The following is a 15,740-nucleotide window of genomic DNA, read 5'->3' on the forward strand; positions in this document are numbered from 1 at the left end:
CTGCATAGGAGCATCCACGTCACCGACTTCAGCAAGTGCCACACCACCGACGTCAACGACCTCACCTTCGCCTGCGGACCCCAACACCGCCTGCTGCGACCCGGCGGCTGGACCACCCGCAAAAACGCCCGAGGCGAGACCGAGTGGATCCCACCCCCGCACCTGGACCGCGGCCAGCCACGAATCAACACCTTCCACCACCCCGAAAAACTGCTGCGAAACAAAGGCGACGAAGACGAGTGGTAACTGTCTTGGCAATTGGATTGCCTCGAAACAAGCTTGCGCATGATCTCATCGTGGATCAGCCCCAAAGCGCGCAAAGGTGTCAGTAGCAGCATCTCGGGACGCGGGCTGTTCGCCGCCGAGCGAATCGATGTCGGAGAGATCGTCGCGATCAAGGGCGGCCACATCGTGGCCACGAGTCAACTTCAGGATTTGCCGGATCCACTGCCCAGCTCCGAGATTCAGATCGCCGACGGGCTACATCTGGCTGCGGTGCGCGCCGAGGAATACGAACCGGTCATGCTGTTCATCAACCACTCCTGCGAGCCCAATGTGGGATTCGCTGGCAACATCGTTTTGGTCGCCATGCGCAGTGTCAGCGTCGGCGAAGAGCTCACGACCGACTACGCGCTGTTCGATACTTCCGACAACCGAATGACTTGTCGTTGCAACACCGAATCGTGCCGGCGAGTCATCGACGGGCAAGACTGGCGGCGTGACGACCTACAACGCAAGTACCGTGGACACTTCTCGTGGTACATCCAACAGAAGATCGATGAAATGCTGGGTGCCGCAGAGTAATAGCTGCCCGTCAGCAGGCCAGCGTCGCCCGCGTGCACATGGTGACGTAGGGCAGCGCCAGGCCCGTCGAATTCGCCAGCGCCGGATGGGTGGCCAGCAGTTGGCGCACCTGGTCGAGCGTCTGGGTGCGGACCTCGGTCGGCGAGGTGATGCAGTAGCTGCGCGACGCGACCAGGTCGATCAACGCCTGCGGCGTAAGGTAACTCGTCCACTCGACCCGATGGTGCGCCAGGTCGGTGAACGGCTCGGGCAGCGTCACCTGGGTGCGGCCGTCGCCGTCGCTGCCGATGATCTGGCCCAGTTCGCGCACCCAGCCGAGCCGCTCGTCGCGGGTGTTCCACACCAGGCCCAGCCGGCCGCCGGGCCGCAGCACCCGGGCCACCTCCGGAATCGCGCGCTCCGGATCCACCCAATGCCAGGCCTGTGCCACCAGCACCACGTCAACGCTGTTGTCCTCCAACGGAATCTCTTCCGCGGTGCCCAGCAGCGCCCGGGTCTCCGGCAGCGAGGTGCGCAACACCTCCAGCATGTCCTGAATCGGGTCGACGGCCACCACGTCCAGGCCGCGTTCCACCAGCCGGGTGGTCAGCTTGCCGGTGCCGGCGCCGAGGTCGAGCACCTGGCGCGCCCCGATCGGCAACAGCCAGTCGATCGCCTCCGGGGGATAGGAGGGACGCCCGCGCTCATAAGCCGCGGCCGCCGAGCCGAACGAGAGGGAGCGGTCGTGCCGCGAACGGGTCATGCGTTACGACGCGCCTTCCCGGTCGTCGGAGTCGGCCAACACCAGTGTCTTGCGGATCATTTCGCCGACCGCGTCGGATTCCACCAGGAAGCCGTCGTGCCCGCACAGGGAGTCCACGACCTGCAGATCGGTGCAGCCGGGCAGCTGCTCGGCCAGCTCCTGCTGCAGGCGCAGCGGGTAGAGCCGGTCGGAGGTAATGCCGCCGACCACCACCGGAACCGGGCAGTTACGCAACGCTTTACGCACGCCGCCGCGCGCCCGGCCGACGTCGTGACTGTTCAGCGCCTCGGTCAGGGCCACGTAGCTGCCGGCGTCGAAACGCTCCAGCAGCTTGTTGCCCTGGTACTCGAGATAGCTCTGCACCGCGTAGCGGCCGCCGTTGGTCGGATCCTCGTCGTTCTGCCCGTCGTTGCCGAACCGGGTGTCCAGCTCGGCCTCGCCGCGATAGGTGAGGTGCGCGAAGCGGCGGGCGATCGCCAGACCGGTGTCGGGCGCCAGCCCGGTGTCGTGGTAGTCGCCACCCTGCCAGTTCGGGTCGGCCTTGATCGCCGCGATCTGCGTGGACTGGGTGCCGATTTGATCGGCGGTGGCGCGCGCGCCGACCGCCAGCAGCAGCCCGGCCCGAACGCGGTCCGGGTGACCGACGATCCACTCCAACGCCCTTGCGCCACCCATGGATCCACCGACCACCGCGGCGACCCGCTCGATTCCCAACGCGGCCAGCGCGGCGACGTCGGCCTCGACCTGGTCGCGGATCGTGATGCGGGGGAACCTTGAGCCCCAGGGCTTGCCGTCCCGGGTCCGCGAGCTTGGTCCGGTCGAGCCGCGGCAACCACCCAGCACATTGGTGGCCAGCGCGCACCAGCGGTTGGTGTCGATCGGCGCGCCCGGCCCGACCATCCCGTCCCACCAGCCCGCGGTGGGGTGTCCGGGCCCGGCGGGCCCGGTGATGTGCGAGTCGCCGGTCAGCGCGTGCAGCACCACCACCACGTTGTCGCGCGTCGGCGACAGCTCGCCCCAGCGCTGGATGGCGATGTGCACGTCGTCGATGACCGCGCCGCTCTCGGTGGTCAGCGAGCCGATGTGGACGAAGCCGATTTCGCCTTCGTCGGGCAGCGTCTGGGTCGGGACGTCGGAGATCGTCATCGCCGGGCTCCTTAGAACGCCGCCACGGCTTGCGGATCGGTTCCGGACGCCCCCGCCGTCGCACCGAATTTGCTTGCCGCCGCGAAGCCGAGCTCCAGGTCGGCCAGGATGTCGTCGATGCCCTCGATGCCGACGGCCAGGCGCACCAGCCCGGGACTGACCCCGGTGCTGAGCTGCTCCTGCGCGGACAGCTGCGCGTGCGTGGTGGACGCCGGGTGGATCACCAGCGAGCGCACGTCGCCGATGTTGGCGACGTGGCTGTGCAGCTTCAGCGCGTTCACGAACGCCTTGCCGGCCTCGACGCCACCGGCCAGCTCGAAGGCCAGCACCGCGCCGGTTCCCTTGGGCGCCAGCTTCTTTGCCCGCTCGTGCCAGGGTGAGCCGGGCAGGCCCGCGTAGTTGACCGACAGCACGCCGTCGTGGTCGGCGAGGTACTCGGCCACCCGCTGTGCGTTGGCGACGTGGCGCTCCATACGCAGGCTCAGCGTCTCGATGCCTTGGGCGACCAGGAACGCGTTGAACGGCGAAGCGGCCGAACCGAGGTCGCGCAGCAGCTGCACGCGCGCCTTGAGCGCGTAGGCCGGCGGACCGAGCTCGGCGAACACCACGCCGTGGTAGCTCGGGTCGGGCGTGGTGAAGCCCGGGAAGCGGCCCTGCGTCCAGTCGAACGTGCCGCCGTCGACGATGACCCCGGCGATCGCCGAGCCGTGACCGCCGAGGTACTTGGTGGCCGAGTGCACGACGATGTCGGCGCCGTGCTTGAACGGCTGAATCAGGTACGGCGTGGCGATCGTGTTGTCGACGATCAGCGGGATGCCGTTGGCGTGCGCGACGCCGGCGACCCCGGGGATGTCCAGCACATCGATCTGCGGATTGGAGATCGTCTCGGCGAAGAAGGCCTTGGTGTTCGGCCGCACCGCCGACTGCCACGAGTCCATGTCGTCGGGGTCCTCCACGAAGGTGACCTCGATGCCGAGCTTGGCCAGCGAGTAGTGGAACAGGTTGTACGTCCCGCCGTAGAGCCGCGGGCTGGAGACGATGTGATCTCCGGCACAAACCAGGTTCAATATCGCGAAAGTCTCAGCGGCCTGCCCGGAGCTGAGAAACAGCGCCGCCACCCCGCCCTCGAGCGCGGCGACGCGCTGCTCGACGACGTCGGTGGTCGGGTTGCCGATCCGGGTGTAGATGTTGCCCGGCACTTCCAGCCCGAACAGAGCGGCTGCGTGCGTGGTGTCGTCGAAGGTGTACGACGTGGTCTGGTAGATCGGCAGGGCGCGGGCGTTGGTGGCCGGGTCCGGATGCTGGCCGGCGTGCACCTGCTTGGTGTCGAACGACCAATTCGCGGTCGGATCGTGATCGGCAGTGTCGGAGGTCACGGGGTTGCTTTCTGCTGGTAGGGGATCTGCTGGCGGACGGGCGGGACGCCGAAGGCGGCGTCAACCGCCGCCGCGGATTAGCAGCGACACACGATGAGGAGCGAATGAGCGAAGCGAGCGCACATCACGTTTCCCTGTCTACTCAGGGGCCCGTCACGGCGGACCCGCGCTTGCCGGATAGCCGGTTGTCTGGCTACTCAACCTGGTCATCACCCGGGGCACCCCACCGCGGTTGGAGGGTTGCCGGCCAGCAAGCCGGGGCTTGATGCTGGCGCTCATGACCAATACGAAGACTATCTTACTGTGCCGAGTCGGTGCCAACCCTCGCGGTCCATGTGCAGGTCGACACCTGTCCAAACACCCTTGATAACGTGGCAGTCAGAACGCTGAGCCCCCAAAATTTCAACCCATCATTGCCGCCGGGAGAGGGATCGTGAGCGCCGAACAGCCGACCGTCATCTACACACTGACCGACGAAGCGCCGCTGCTGGCGACTTACGCCTTCCTGCCGATCGTGCGCGCCTTCGCCGAACCGGCCGGCATCGAGATCAAGACCAGCGACATCTCGGTGGCCGCCCGCATCCTGGCCGAGTTCCCCGAGCACCTGACTGAAGAGCAGCGGGTGCCCGACAACCTGGCGGAACTGGGGCGGCTGACGAAGCTGGCCGACACCAACATCATCAAGCTGCCGAACATCAGCGCCTCGGTGCCTCAGCTGATCGCCGCGATCAAGGAACTGCAGGGTAAGGGATTCAAGATCCCCGACTTCCCGCACAGCCCGAAGACCGACGAGGACCGCGAGATCCGGGACCGCTACGCCAAGTGCCTGGGCAGCGCGGTCAATCCGGTACTGCGGCAAGGCAACTCGGACCGGCGCGCTCCCAAGGCCGTCAAGGAGTACGCGCGCAAGCACCCGCACAGCATGGGCAAGTGGTCGCAGGCATCGCGCACCCACGTCGCGACCATGCGGCACGGCGACTTCTACCACGGCGAAAAGTCGATGACGCTGGACCGCGCGTGCAACGTGAAGATGGAGCTGGAAACCAAGAGCGGCAAGACGATTGTGCTCAAGCCCATGGTGTCGCTGCGCAAGGGCGACGTCATCGATTCCATGTTCATGAGCAAGGAGGCCCTCATCGAGTTCTATGAGGAACAGATGCAGGACGCCTACGAGACCGGCGTGATGTTCTCGCTGCACGTCAAGGCGACGATGATGAAGGTGTCGCACCCCATCGTCTTCGGCCACGCCGTGAAGATCTTCTACAAGGACGCGTTTGCCAAGCACGGCGCGCTGTTCGACGAACTCGGCGTCGACGTCAACAACGGCTTGTCCGACCTGTACGACAAGATCGAGTCGCTGCCCGCGTCGCAGCACGACGAGATCATCCGCGACCTGCACGCGTGCCATGAGCACCGGCCCGAGTTGGCCATGGTCGATTCGGCCAAGGGCATCACCAACTTTCACTCGCCCAGCGACGTGATCGTGGACGCGTCCATGCCGGCGATGATCCGCGCGGGCGGCAAGATGTGGGGCGCCGACGGGCGGCAGAAGGACACCAAGGCCGTCAACCCCGAGTCCACTTTCTCCCGGATCTACCAGGAGATCATCAACTTCTGCAAGACCCACGGGCAGTTCGATCCGACCACGATGGGCACCGTGCCCAATGTCGGGCTGATGGCCCAGCAGGCCGAGGAGTACGGCTCGCACGACAAGACGTTCGAGATCTCCGAGGATGGCGTCGCCAACATCGTCGACCTCGACACCGGTGAAGTGCTGCTGACCCAGAACGTCGAGGAGGGCGACATCTGGCGGATGCCGATCGTGCGCGACGAGCCGATCCGGGACTGGGTCAAGCTGGCCGTCACCCGGGCGCGGAATTCGGGTATGCCCGTGGTGTTTTGGCTCGACCAGGAGCGCCCGCACGAGAACGAGCTGCGCAAGAAGGTCAACACCTACCTGGCCGAGCACGACACCGAGGGCCTCGACATCCAGACCATGTCGCAGGAGCGGGCCATGCGGCACACGATCGAGCGCGCGATGCGCGGGCAGGACACCATCGCCGCGACCGGAAACATCCTGCGCGACTACCTGACCGACCTGTTCCCGATCCTGGAGCTGGGCACCAGCGCCAAGATGCTGTCGATCGTGCCGTTGATGGCCGGCGGCGGGATGTACGAGACCGGGGCGGGCGGTTCGGCGCCCAAGCACGTCCACCAGCTGCTCGAGGAGAACCACCTGCGCTGGGATTCATTGGGTGAATTTCTCGCTCTGGGAGCGTGTTTCGAGGACATCGGCGTCAAGACCGACAACGAGCGCGCCAAAATTTTGGGCAAGACGCTGGACGCCGCGATTGGCAAGCTGCTGGAGAACAACAAGAGCCCGTCGCGCAAGACCGGTGAACTCGACAACCGGGGCAGCCAGTTCTACCTGGCGCTGTACTGGGCGCAGGAACTCGCGAAATCCGACGACGACGAGTTGCGCAAGCACTTCGCCGCGCTGGCCGACTCGCTGGCCGAACACGAGGAAGACATCGTGTCCGAATTGGCTGCGGCGCAGGGCGAGACGGTCGACATCGGCGGCTACTACCAGCCGGACGCCGAGAAGACCACGGCGATCATGCGGCCCAGCAAGACATTCAACGAGGCACTAGCGGCTTCGACAGGCTAGGACCGCAACCAGGAAGCCGGACTCGACATGGCAGGCGAAGGCAAGATCAAGGTCAAGGGCCGCGTCGTGGAGCTCGATGGTGACGAAATGACCCGCGTCATCTGGAAGCTCATCAAGGACATGCTTATCTTGCCGCACCTCGACATCGACCTGGACTACTACGACCTGGGCATCGAGCACCGCGACCGCACCGGCGACCAGGTGACCATCGACGCCGCCTACGCCATCAAGAAGCACGGCGTGGGCGTCAAGTGCGCGACGATCACCCCCGACGAGGCCCGCGTCCAGGAGTTCAACCTGAAGAAGATGTGGCTCTCGCCGAACGGCACCATCCGAAACATTCTGGGCGGCACCATCTTCCGCGAGCCCATTGTGATCTCGAACGTGCCGCGGCTGGTACCGGGCTGGACCAAGCCGATCGTCATCGGCCGCCACGCTTTCGGCGATCAGTACCGGTCGACCAACTTCAAGGTCGACAAACCCGGAACCGTCGCAATCACTTTCACCCCCGCCGACGGCAGCGAGCCGATGGTGCACGAGGTGGTGTCCATCCCTGAAGACGGTGGCGTCGTGATGGGGATGTACAACTTCAAAAATTCCATCCGGGACTTCGCCCGCGCCTCGCTGAAGTACGGGCTCAACGCCAAGTGGCCGGTGTACTTGTCCACCAAGAACACCATCCTCAAGGCCTACGACGGCATGTTCAAAGACGAGTTCCAGCGCGTCTACGACGAGGAGTTCAAGGACCAGTTCGAGGCCGAGGGGCTGACCTACGAGCACCGGTTGATCGACGACATGGTTGCGGCCTGCCTCAAGTGGGAGGGCGGCTACGTGTGGGCCTGCAAGAACTACGACGGCGACGTCCAGTCGGACCTCGTCGCGCAGGGCTACGGCTCACTGGGGCTGATGACGTCGGTGCTGATGACCGCCGACGGCAAGACGGTCGAGGCCGAGGCCGCGCACGGCACCGTCACCCGGCACTTCCGCCAGTATCAGGCCGGCAAGCCGACCTCGACCAACCCGATCGCCTCGATCTTCGCCTGGACGCGCGGGCTGGCGCACCGCGGCAAGCTGGACGACACCCCCGAGGTGATCGAGTTCGCGCAGACGTGTGAGAACGTGGTGGTCTCCACCGTCGAGAGCGGCAAGATGACCAAGGACCTGGCCATCCTGATCGGCCCCGACCAGGAGTGGCAGCAGAGCGAGGAATTCCTCAACTCGATCGCCGAGAACCTGGAAAAACAGCTGGCTAGCTAGCCGATGGCCGTTGCCGGTCGGCCCCGCCTGCGCATCCGTCGATGAAGTCGGCGATGGTCGCGGTGACCCGCTCGGGCGCCTCGAACATGGGCACGTGCCCGACGCCGTCGAGCTTGGTGATCTTCGTTCCCGGCGGCAGGTAGTCGGTGAAGTGCCGGTTGAACCTCCTCGCGGGCACCACCCGGTCCTTCTCGCACAGCACCAGCTGGACGGGCACCGCCGTGTCGGCCAGCTGCAGCAGGCCGGGATCCAGCAGCGACTTGACCAGCAGCTGGAAGTACGCCGGGCAGTGCGCGGCGTCGTCGACGACATCGCGCAGCTGCTCCTCGCTGATGCCGTCGGGCGTCGCGGTCAGCGGCAGGGTGGCCAGCCGCCGGCTCAGCGGCAGCCGCAGGGTGCGCTCCCCGAGCAGCCGGGCCAGCGCCAGCACCGGCATGCCCGCGATGAACTTGCTGATGACCTCGAATTTCACCGGGCTCCACCGCGTCCATCCGCCCGCGGCGCCGATGCCGGTCACGCTGCGTGCGCGCCCACGCCGTTCCAGCTCGAAGGCGACCCAGCCGCCCAGCGAGTTGCCCACCAGGTGGGCGGTCTCCCAGCCGAGCTGGTCGAGCTGGCGCTCGACGTGGTCGGCCAGCACCGACGAGCTCAGCAGCCAGGTGCCCGCGTAGGGCCCGCCGTTGTGCCCGGCCATGGTGGGGGCGAAGACCTCGAAGCGGCCGGTGTCGGCCAGCCGGGGGGCGACCGGCTCCCACACCGTCTGCGACATGAGGAATCCGTGCAGCATCAGGACCGGCTCCCCGGAGCCAAGGTGGATCGGCGAACGGGCCGAAGGCGACGCCGAGTGAGCGGGGCTCACGAGGAAGGGGCCGAGCAGACGAGCTTGCGCATAACCCGACATTAAATGCGGTACCGCCGGTACCGCAACATCGGGGGTCGGTGCGTGCTGCCGCGGCGCCCGCGCGTGAAAAGATCGGATGCATCATGAGCACCGCTACCGGATCCAGCCGGATTTTCTCCGGCGTGCAGCCCACCTCCGATTCGCTTCACCTGGGTAACGCGCTGGGGGCCGTCACGCAGTGGGTCGCGCTGCAGGACGATCACGACGCGTTCTTCTGCGTCGTCGACCTGCACGCCATCACCATCGCCCAGGACCCCGAGGCGCTGCGCCGGCGCACCCTGATCACGGCCGCGCAGTACCTGGCGCTGGGCATCGACCCCGCCCGCAGCACCGTGTTCGTGCAGAGCCAGGTGCCGGCCCACACCCAGCTGGCCTGGGTGCTGGGCTGCTTCACCGGCTTCGGGCAGGCCTCGCGGATGACGCAGTTCAAGGACAAGTCGCTGCGCCAGGGCGCCGACTCCACCACCGTGGGGTTGTTCACCTACCCGGTGCTGCAGGCGGCCGACGTGCTGGCCTACGACACCGATCTGGTGCCGGTGGGTGAGGACCAGCGTCAGCATCTCGAGTTGGCGCGCGACATCGCCGAGCGGTTCAACAGCCGCTTCCCGGAGACGTTCGTGGTGCCCGACATGCTCATCCCGAAGGCCACCGCGAAGATCTACGACTTGCAGGACCCGACGTCGAAGATGAGCAAGTCGGCGGCCACCGATGCCGGGTTGATCAACCTGCTGGACGAACCGGCGGTGTCGGCCAAGAAGATTCGCTCCGCGGTCACCGACAGCGAGCGCGAGATCCGCTTCGACACAGAGGCCAAGCCGGGCGTGTCCAACCTGCTCAGCATCCAGGCCGCGGTCACCGGTGTCGGGATCGACGCGCTCGTGCAGGGCTATGCCGGAAGGGGTTACGGCGATTTGAAGAAGGACACCGCCGAGGCGGTCGTCGAATTCGTCGCCCCCATCAAGGCCCGGGTCGACGAACTGACCGCCGATGTCGCCGAATTGGAGGCCGTGCTCGCGGCCGGGGCGGAAAAGGCCAACGATGTAGCCGGGAAAACGGTCCAGCGGGTTTACGATCGGCTTGGGTTTCTTCCACAAGGGAACTAGATCCAAAGGAGCTAGTACCGCTACTCATTTGGAGTCGTGCGATGAGTGAGCCGGCCGAGCCGGGCTTTTTCGATCGACTGCGCGCCCGCTACGGGTGGATCGACCACGTCATCCGCGCCTACCAGCGTTTCGACGAGCGCAACGGCGGGTTCTTTGCGGCCGGCCTCACCTACTACACCATCTTCGCGTTGTTTCCTTTGCTCATGGTCGGTTTCGCGGTCTTCGGGTTTGTGCTCGCCCGCCGGCCGCAGCTGTTGAGCACCATCGACGACCACATCCGCGCCCAGGTGACCGGCACGCTGGGTAATCAGCTGCAGGAGTTGATGAACTCGGCCATCGACGCCCGCACGTCGGTCGGCGTGATCGGTCTGGCCACCGCGGTGTGGGCGGGCCTGGGCTGGATATCGCACCTGCGCCAGGCGTTGACGGAGATGTGGTGGGACGAGCAGATCGAGTCACCGGGCTTCGTGCGCAACAAGTTCTCCGACCTGCTGGCGATGGCGGGGACGTTCGCGGTGATCGTGGCCACCGTCGCCCTGACCACCGTCGGCCATGCAGCGCCCATGCGCGCGCTGTTGAAATGGCTTGGCATACCGCAGTTTGTGGTGTTCGACTGGCTCTTCTGGCTGATCTCGATCCTGATCTCGACACTGGTGTCCTGGCTGTTGTTCACCTGGATGATCGCCCGCCTGCCGCGCGAAAAGGTCAGCCTGGTCGACTCGATGCGGGCCGGGCTGATCGCGGCGATCGGCTTCGAGGTGTTCAAACAGGTCGCCTCCATCTATCTGCGGACGGTGCTGCGCAGCCCGGCGGGCGCAGCCTTCGGCCCGGTGCTGGGGTTGATGGTGTTCGCTTACATCACCGCGTATCTGGTGCTGTTTTGCACCGCGTGGGCTGCGACCGCGTCCAACGACCCGCGCAGTCAACCCGTCGCGCCGCCGGCCCCGGCGATCATCGCGCCGCGGATTCAGATGGACGAGGGCCTCAACACCCGCCAGACCCTGACCGCGATGGCATTGGGAGCCGTTGGGGCGCTGACGCTTTCCCGGATCGCCCGGCTCACCCGCCGCGCTCGCTAACCGGTCAGCCTCAGGCCCGCGACGCAGGCCACGATGCCGCCGATCAGCACCAGCTTGAGCAACGACGCCGGTTCGTCGCCGGCCAGCATCGCGTAGCCCACCGTGAGCGCCGCGCCGACGCCCACCCAGACCGCATAACTGGTTCCGATGGGCAGGGTGCGCATGGCGATCCCCAGCCCGGTCATCGAAAGCGCCACGGCGACAAGGAAGATCAGCGACGGTCCGGGCCGGGAGAAGCCGTCGGATTTGTTCAGGGCGGTCGCCCACACCGCCTCCAGGATTCCCGACGCAATCAGGACGAGCCAGGCCATCACGCACCTCCACGGCGCCGTCTTGTCGCTGGCCGGGTACGGGGCCCCTCGTCCGGTGTCATGTGCTGACGGGCTCGATGCTAACAAACATCCCGCGGATGGTCCCGCCAGGTGCCGCGCACCATGACCTCCGATACACCCAAATCACCTTTCAGCACAACGAGATTAGCGTCGTAGCCGGGCCTCAGCTCGCCGACTCGTGGCAGGCCGAGCGCGCGCGACGGCGTCGTGGCGGTCGTCTGCACGGCGGCGGGCAGCCCGGCGTCGGCATGCACGGTGCGGAAGAGCCGATCCATGGTGGCGGTGCTGCCCGCGATCGTCGGCGTCCCGCGCACCCGTGCGACACCGGCGACGACGTCGACGTGCACCGACCCGAGCCGGAACGCTCCGTCGGGCCGGCCCGCCGCGGCGATCGCATCGGTGATCGCCGCGACCCGGTCCGCCCCGGCGGCCGCGATCACCGATGCCACCACGTCGGGGTGCAGGTGCACGCCGTCGGCGATCACCTCGACGGTCACCCGCGGGTCGCGCAGCAGGGCCAGCGCCGGGCCGGGCTCGCGATGGTGCAGCGGCGGCATCGCGTTGAACAGATGCGTGCCGACCGTGGCGCCCAGCGCGATGGCGTGCCGGGTCTGCTCGTAGGTGGCGCCGGTATGTCCCACCGCCACAACGACTCCGGCGTCCACGAAACGACGGATCGCCGCGTCGGCCCCGGGCAGCTCGGGCGCCAGCGTCACCATCCGGATGGCGCCGTCGCCGGCGGCCAGCACCGCGTCGATCTCGCCCGGGTCCGGCTCGCGCATCTTGGTGCGATCGTGGGCGCCGCAGTGCGCGCGGCTCAGCCACGGCCCCTCCAGGTGGATGCCCGCGACCGTGCCCCGGTGGGTGGCTTCGGCGAGCGCGCGCACCCCGGCCAGCAGCTCGGACGGCGAGGCGGTCACCAGGCTGGCCAGCGTGGTGGTGGTCCCGTGCCGCAGGTGGAACGCGGCGGCGCCGGCGATGCCGTCGGCGTCCGTGTAGGACGCGCCGCCGCCGCCGTGCACGTGCATGTCGACAAACCCCGGCACCACAGTGCAATCGGGGAAGTCCCGGTCGGCCGGGTGAGGCGGCGGGCCGGGTGCGCAGGCCGCGATCTCTGCGCCGGAGGTCTGCAGCCAGCCGGGGCGGCAGACCTGACCGCCGAGCACCATGGTGCCCGCGGCGATCACGACCATCGGCCGCCGTTTTCCCAGAAGTGGCGGATGTCCTCGAGCTGGCGGCCCCTGGTCTCCGGCGCGTACCGGTGCACGAAGACGAACGCGACCGCCGCGAGCCCCGCGAACAACGCGAAAGTCCCTGCGCCGCCCAGTGAATGGAGCAGGCTCAGGAAGACGGCGGCGATGATGGCGTTAGCCACCAGGTTGGAGGTCAACATGGTGCTCGACCCGATCGAGCGTAGCCGGGACGGGAAGCTTTCGCTGGCGTACACCCAGCCCAGCGAGCCGAAGCCCATGGTGTAGCCGATGATGAACAGCAGGATGCCGGCGAACCCGGCGACCACGCCGCCGAAGCCCTGACCGAACACCGCCATCAGCACGAGGTCGGCGACGATCATCATGGCGGTGCCCCACAACAGGATTGGCCGCCGGCCCACCCGGTCGACCAGCAGCAGCGCCGCGCCGACCGCCGCCAGCCCGGCGACCTGCAGCAGGGCCGGCAGCCCGAGCAGCGCGAAATTGCCGGTGAAGCCCATGGCCTGAAAGATCCGGGGGCTGTAGTAGATGATCGCGTTGATGCCGGTGATCTGGATCAGGAAGCCGAGCACGACCACGAAGGCGGTGGCCCGCAGGTACGGGGGCCGCAGCATTTCGGTGAAGCCACCCCGGGCGCCGGGCGCAGCTTCGCTCAACGCGCGGCCGATCTCGGCGAGCTCGTCGTCGACCTGCGCGGTGGGCTCAACCCGCAGCAGCGCGCGCCGGGCGTCGTCTATCCGGCCCTTCAACACATACCAGCGGGCCGTGTCGGGCATCCGAAACACCAACGGCAACAACAACACTGCGGGCACGCAGGCCAGCCCCAGCATCCACCGCCAGCTGTGGGTGCCGGCCAGCAGGTAGCCGGTCACATAGCCGACGATCAGGCCGCTGACGATCGCCAGCTGGTAGGCCGTCAGCAGCGAACCGCGCACCGCCGTCGGCGCCGACTCCGCCACATAGACCGGGACCACCACCACCGTCACGCCGATGGTCAGCCCCAGCAGCAGCCGCGCCGTCAGCAACATCGGAAACGAGACCGAGAACGCGGCCAGCAGCGCGAAAACCGCGTAGGCGAACAGGATCAGCACCACCGACCGCTTCCGCCCGATCACGTTGGCCAGCACGCCGGCGCCCAGCGCCCCGATGATCTGGCCGATCACCACCATCGTGGTCAGCAGTTCCTGCTGGCGCGTGGACAACCCGAAGTCCTCGGTGACGAACAGCTGCGCCCCGGCGATGATGGACAGGTCGTAGCCGTAGATGACGCCCACGCTGGCGGCGGTCAGCCCGACCAGCAGTCCGCGCCACGATCGGCCTGCCACGGCGCTCAGCGGTGAAGTGGTCGGCGGTTCATCGAGCGGGCCATCATGATCAGCGAGAACACCACGATGGTGCCGATCACCGCCACGCCCACCCGGATCGGCATGGCCTCCGCCGACGGGATGATCCCGCCGGCCGCGGCGTTATTGGCGAGCGGGTCCGCGGCGGCGTCGTGCTTGGCCGACGCCAGGGACGGGTCGGGCGCGATCAGCGAGCCGACCTGCGTGCCCTGCGGCGTGGAGAAGCCGTAGTCCAGCAGGTGCGCGGCCTGTTCCCAGGGCGCGATCGGCACCCGCGTCCCGTGCAGCAGCACCGCCACCAGCCGTCGCCCGTCGTGGTTGGCCGCGCCCACGAACGTCTGGCCGGCGTCGTCGGTGTAGCCGGTCTTGCCACCCAGGGCGCCCGGATACTTGTAGAGCAGCTGGTTGTCGTTCTCCAGCTCGTAGCCCGGGTGGTCGCCGTGGCCGGGGAAGTCGAATGTCCGCGTCGCGACGATGTCGGCGAACGTCGGGTTCTGCCACGCGTAGCGGTAGAACAGCCCGATGTCGTAGGCCGAGGTGCTCATGCCGGGCGCGTCCAGCCCCGACGGCGACGCCACCCGGGTGTCCTGGCCACCCAGCTTGGCGGCCAGCACGTTGATCTTCTCCAGCGCCTGCTGCATGCCGCCCAGCTGCATGGACAGCGCGTGGGCGGCGTCGTTGCCGGAGTGCATCAGCAGCCCGTGCAGCAGCTGGTTGACGGTGAAGACGCCGCCCTCCTCGACGCCGACCTTGGTGCCCTCGGCGGCGGCGTCGTCCGCGGTTCCGGGGACCAACTTGTTCAGGTTGAGCGTGTTGAGGGAGGCCATCGCGACCAGCACCTTGATGATGCTGGCCGGGCGGTGCCGCCCGTGCGGGTCCTTGGCCGCGATGACGGCGCCGCTGTCCAGGTCCGCTACCAGCCAGGCCTCGGCGGAGACGTCGCCCGGCAGCGCGGGCGTATTCGGCGCGGCGACGATGCCGCAGCTGCCCAGCGCGTCACCGCCGACCGGCTTGGCGGGCACGGCCAGCGGGATCGGCGGGTCCCCGGCGGTGGGTGCCTCCGACGAATCCACGGCCTTCGGGGTGTTCACCTTGTACGGGCAGTCCGGGGGCGCGGCATTGGGTTCGGCTCCGGGTTCGGCGTTGGCCGGTGGCGCGCCCAGCGGCAGACTCGCCGGTGCCGCCAAGGTGGCCGGGGCGACCATCAGGAAAAGCGCCGCTGCCAGGCATGATGCGGAACGTAACAGGGTCATCGTCTGTGCACAGTAAGCGATCGGCGGCCCGAATCCGGGGAGCCGCGCTGTGACTGATGATGCAGATGTTGCAAATTCGCCGACGCGCAAAGGACGTGGCAACCCCCTACACTGGCGCCTATTCCAAAAGACGGGTTGTGGTTCAGGCGGCGGGGTCCCCGCGATGATGCCGGCGCGGCGGGTCCCCGACCGCTGCAGGATCTGCTCAAGCGGGTCGAGAAGGCAACGCAGGTGCGACGTTCCGGGCTCGACCAGGCGCTGACGGAGCTGACGCTGCACCGCGACGCCGCCACCGACGCCGAGCTGCGCTCGGCACTGGCCTGGCTGTGCAACGCCGTGACGCGGTTCGGCCACAACCCGAGCCCCACGCACGCCCGCGAGGTGATGCTGGCCGCCGACGCGGTCCGGCGGGCACCCGGCGGCTAGCTGTCGTGACCTGACACGTTGCTGTCAGGCGGCGAGCCGGCTGATTGGTGGTCGTCCGCCCAATGCGGAGTGGCCTCGTCGAGTGTTGTAGCGGCGAAG

At 67.6% G+C, this 15,740-nt stretch carries 14 protein-coding genes, 1 pseudogene and 2 riboswitches; of the genes and pseudogenes, 7 read left to right on the plus strand and 8 right to left on the minus strand.

The window, feature by feature from the left end; genetic code table 11:
* Both ACYQ8K_RS28585 and ACYQ8K_RS28590 read left to right on the plus strand, forming a co-directional pair.
* Window positions 1–246: pseudogene (locus ACYQ8K_RS28585) on the plus strand (HNH endonuclease signature motif containing protein); the annotation flags it as partial.
* 39 nt (window positions 247–285) lie between these two features.
* The gene (locus tag ACYQ8K_RS28590) at window positions 286–804 is read left to right on the plus strand and encodes an SET domain-containing protein (protein ID WP_459974528.1); all 519 of its coding nucleotides are present in this window, start codon (window positions 286–288) and stop codon (window positions 802–804) included.
* Between the two features lie 10 nt (window positions 805–814).
* Here the strand turns inward: ACYQ8K_RS28590 and ACYQ8K_RS28595 are convergent, their stop codons facing one another.
* Genes ACYQ8K_RS28595 through ACYQ8K_RS28605 form a run of 3 tightly spaced genes read right to left on the minus strand, consistent with a single transcriptional unit; the run spans window position 815 to window position 4,068 of the window.
* Entirely contained in the window at window positions 815–1,546 is a 732-nt protein-coding gene (locus ACYQ8K_RS28595; RefSeq protein ID WP_459974530.1) for a class I SAM-dependent methyltransferase, read from the minus strand.
* Between the two features lie 3 nt (window positions 1,547–1,549).
* On the minus strand, window positions 1,550–2,692 hold the full coding sequence (gene metX / locus ACYQ8K_RS28600) for a homoserine O-acetyltransferase MetX (protein ID WP_459974532.1): 1,143 nt from the start codon (window positions 2,690–2,692) through the stop codon (window positions 1,550–1,552).
* Between the two features lie 11 nt (window positions 2,693–2,703).
* A complete protein-coding gene (locus ACYQ8K_RS28605) occupies window positions 2,704–4,068 on the minus strand; it encodes a bifunctional o-acetylhomoserine/o-acetylserine sulfhydrylase (protein WP_459974534.1) in 1,365 nt (454 codons plus the stop codon).
* Window positions 4,069–4,229: 161 nt separating this feature from the next.
* Window positions 4,230–4,351: riboswitch (SAM riboswitch) on the minus strand.
* A gap of 150 nt (window positions 4,352–4,501) precedes the next feature.
* Between ACYQ8K_RS28605 and ACYQ8K_RS28610 the strand changes: the two genes are divergently transcribed.
* On the plus strand, window positions 4,502–6,736 hold the full coding sequence (locus ACYQ8K_RS28610) for an NADP-dependent isocitrate dehydrogenase (protein ID WP_459974536.1): 2,235 nt from the start codon (window positions 4,502–4,504) through the stop codon (window positions 6,734–6,736).
* 27 nt (window positions 6,737–6,763) lie between these two features.
* Entirely contained in the window at window positions 6,764–7,993 is a 1,230-nt protein-coding gene (locus tag ACYQ8K_RS28615; RefSeq protein ID WP_459974538.1) for an NADP-dependent isocitrate dehydrogenase, read from the plus strand.
* On the opposite strand, the gene ACYQ8K_RS28620 is transcribed toward ACYQ8K_RS28615, so the two are convergent.
* The gene (locus ACYQ8K_RS28620; protein ID WP_459974554.1) at window positions 7,986–8,783 is read right to left on the minus strand and encodes an alpha/beta fold hydrolase; all 798 of its coding nucleotides are present in this window, start codon (window positions 8,781–8,783) and stop codon (window positions 7,986–7,988) included. The two genes, ACYQ8K_RS28615 and ACYQ8K_RS28620, sit on opposite strands and share 8 nt — an antisense overlap.
* 194 nt (window positions 8,784–8,977) lie before the next feature.
* Here ACYQ8K_RS28620 and trpS point away from each other — a divergent pair, with 194 nt between their 5' ends.
* Together trpS and yhjD are read left to right on the plus strand one after the other, a co-directional pair.
* On the plus strand, window positions 8,978–9,997 hold the full coding sequence (trpS, locus tag ACYQ8K_RS28625; RefSeq protein ID WP_459974540.1) for a tryptophan--tRNA ligase: 1,020 nt from the start codon (window positions 8,978–8,980) through the stop codon (window positions 9,995–9,997).
* 41 nt (window positions 9,998–10,038) lie between these two features.
* On the plus strand, window positions 10,039–11,076 hold the full coding sequence (gene yhjD / locus ACYQ8K_RS28630; protein WP_459974542.1) for an inner membrane protein YhjD: 1,038 nt from the start codon (window positions 10,039–10,041) through the stop codon (window positions 11,074–11,076).
* Here yhjD and ACYQ8K_RS28635 read toward each other — a convergent pair.
* The 4 genes from ACYQ8K_RS28635 to ACYQ8K_RS28650 all read right to left on the minus strand — a co-directional run bounded on the left by ACYQ8K_RS28635 (window position 11,073) and on the right by ACYQ8K_RS28650 (window position 15,215).
* Window positions 11,073–11,387: a DMT family transporter gene (locus ACYQ8K_RS28635; protein ID WP_459974544.1), complete on the minus strand. Its 315-nt coding sequence runs from the start codon at window positions 11,385–11,387 to the stop codon at window positions 11,073–11,075. The genes yhjD and ACYQ8K_RS28635 overlap by 4 nt on opposite strands.
* Before the next feature lie 11 nt (window positions 11,388–11,398).
* Window positions 11,399–11,462, minus strand: a riboswitch (guanidine-III (ykkC-III) riboswitch).
* 5 nt (window positions 11,463–11,467) lie between these two features.
* Window positions 11,468–12,601 (minus strand): N-acetylglucosamine-6-phosphate deacetylase, encoded by a 1,134-nt coding sequence (gene nagA / locus ACYQ8K_RS28640; RefSeq protein WP_459974546.1) that lies wholly within the window; start codon window positions 12,599–12,601, stop codon window positions 11,468–11,470.
* On the minus strand, window positions 12,592–13,944 hold the full coding sequence (locus ACYQ8K_RS28645) for a sugar porter family MFS transporter (RefSeq protein ID WP_459974548.1): 1,353 nt from the start codon (window positions 13,942–13,944) through the stop codon (window positions 12,592–12,594). Before ACYQ8K_RS28645 ends, nagA begins: the two co-directional genes overlap by 10 nt.
* 5 nt (window positions 13,945–13,949) lie before the next feature.
* Window positions 13,950–15,215: a D-alanyl-D-alanine carboxypeptidase family protein gene (locus tag ACYQ8K_RS28650; protein ID WP_459974550.1), complete on the minus strand. Its 1,266-nt coding sequence runs from the start codon at window positions 15,213–15,215 to the stop codon at window positions 13,950–13,952.
* Between the two features lie 135 nt (window positions 15,216–15,350).
* Between ACYQ8K_RS28650 and ACYQ8K_RS28655 the strand changes: the two genes are divergently transcribed.
* Window positions 15,351–15,641: a hypothetical protein gene (locus ACYQ8K_RS28655; protein WP_459974552.1), complete on the plus strand. Its 291-nt coding sequence runs from the start codon at window positions 15,351–15,353 to the stop codon at window positions 15,639–15,641.
* Window positions 15,642–15,740: the final 99 nt, after the last annotated feature.

The organism is Mycobacterium sp. MUNTM1 (assembly GCF_054660795.1).

Excerpts from the sequence above, each read along its gene's own strand:
- ACYQ8K_RS28595 (WP_459974530.1), bottom strand. The coding sequence starts at position 1,546 with ATGACCCGTTCGCGGCACGACCGCTCCCTCTCGTTCGGCTCGGCGGCC.
- trpS (WP_459974540.1), top strand. The coding sequence starts at position 8,978 with ATGAGCACCGCTACCGGATCCAGCCGGATTTTCTCCGGCGTGCAGCCC.
- ACYQ8K_RS28590 (WP_459974528.1), top strand. The coding sequence starts at position 286 with ATGATCTCATCGTGGATCAGCCCCAAAGCGCGCAAAGGTGTCAGTAGC.
- yhjD (WP_459974542.1), top strand. The coding sequence starts at position 10,039 with ATGAGTGAGCCGGCCGAGCCGGGCTTTTTCGATCGACTGCGCGCCCGC.
- ACYQ8K_RS28635 (WP_459974544.1), bottom strand. The coding sequence starts at position 11,387 with ATGGCCTGGCTCGTCCTGATTGCGTCGGGAATCCTGGAGGCGGTGTGG.
- nagA (WP_459974546.1), bottom strand. The coding sequence starts at position 12,601 with ATGGTCGTGATCGCCGCGGGCACCATGGTGCTCGGCGGTCAGGTCTGC.
- ACYQ8K_RS28615 (WP_459974538.1), top strand. The coding sequence starts at position 6,764 with ATGGCAGGCGAAGGCAAGATCAAGGTCAAGGGCCGCGTCGTGGAGCTC.
- metX (WP_459974532.1), bottom strand. The coding sequence starts at position 2,692 with ATGACGATCTCCGACGTCCCGACCCAGACGCTGCCCGACGAAGGCGAA.
- ACYQ8K_RS28650 (WP_459974550.1), bottom strand. The coding sequence starts at position 15,215 with ATGACCCTGTTACGTTCCGCATCATGCCTGGCAGCGGCGCTTTTCCTG.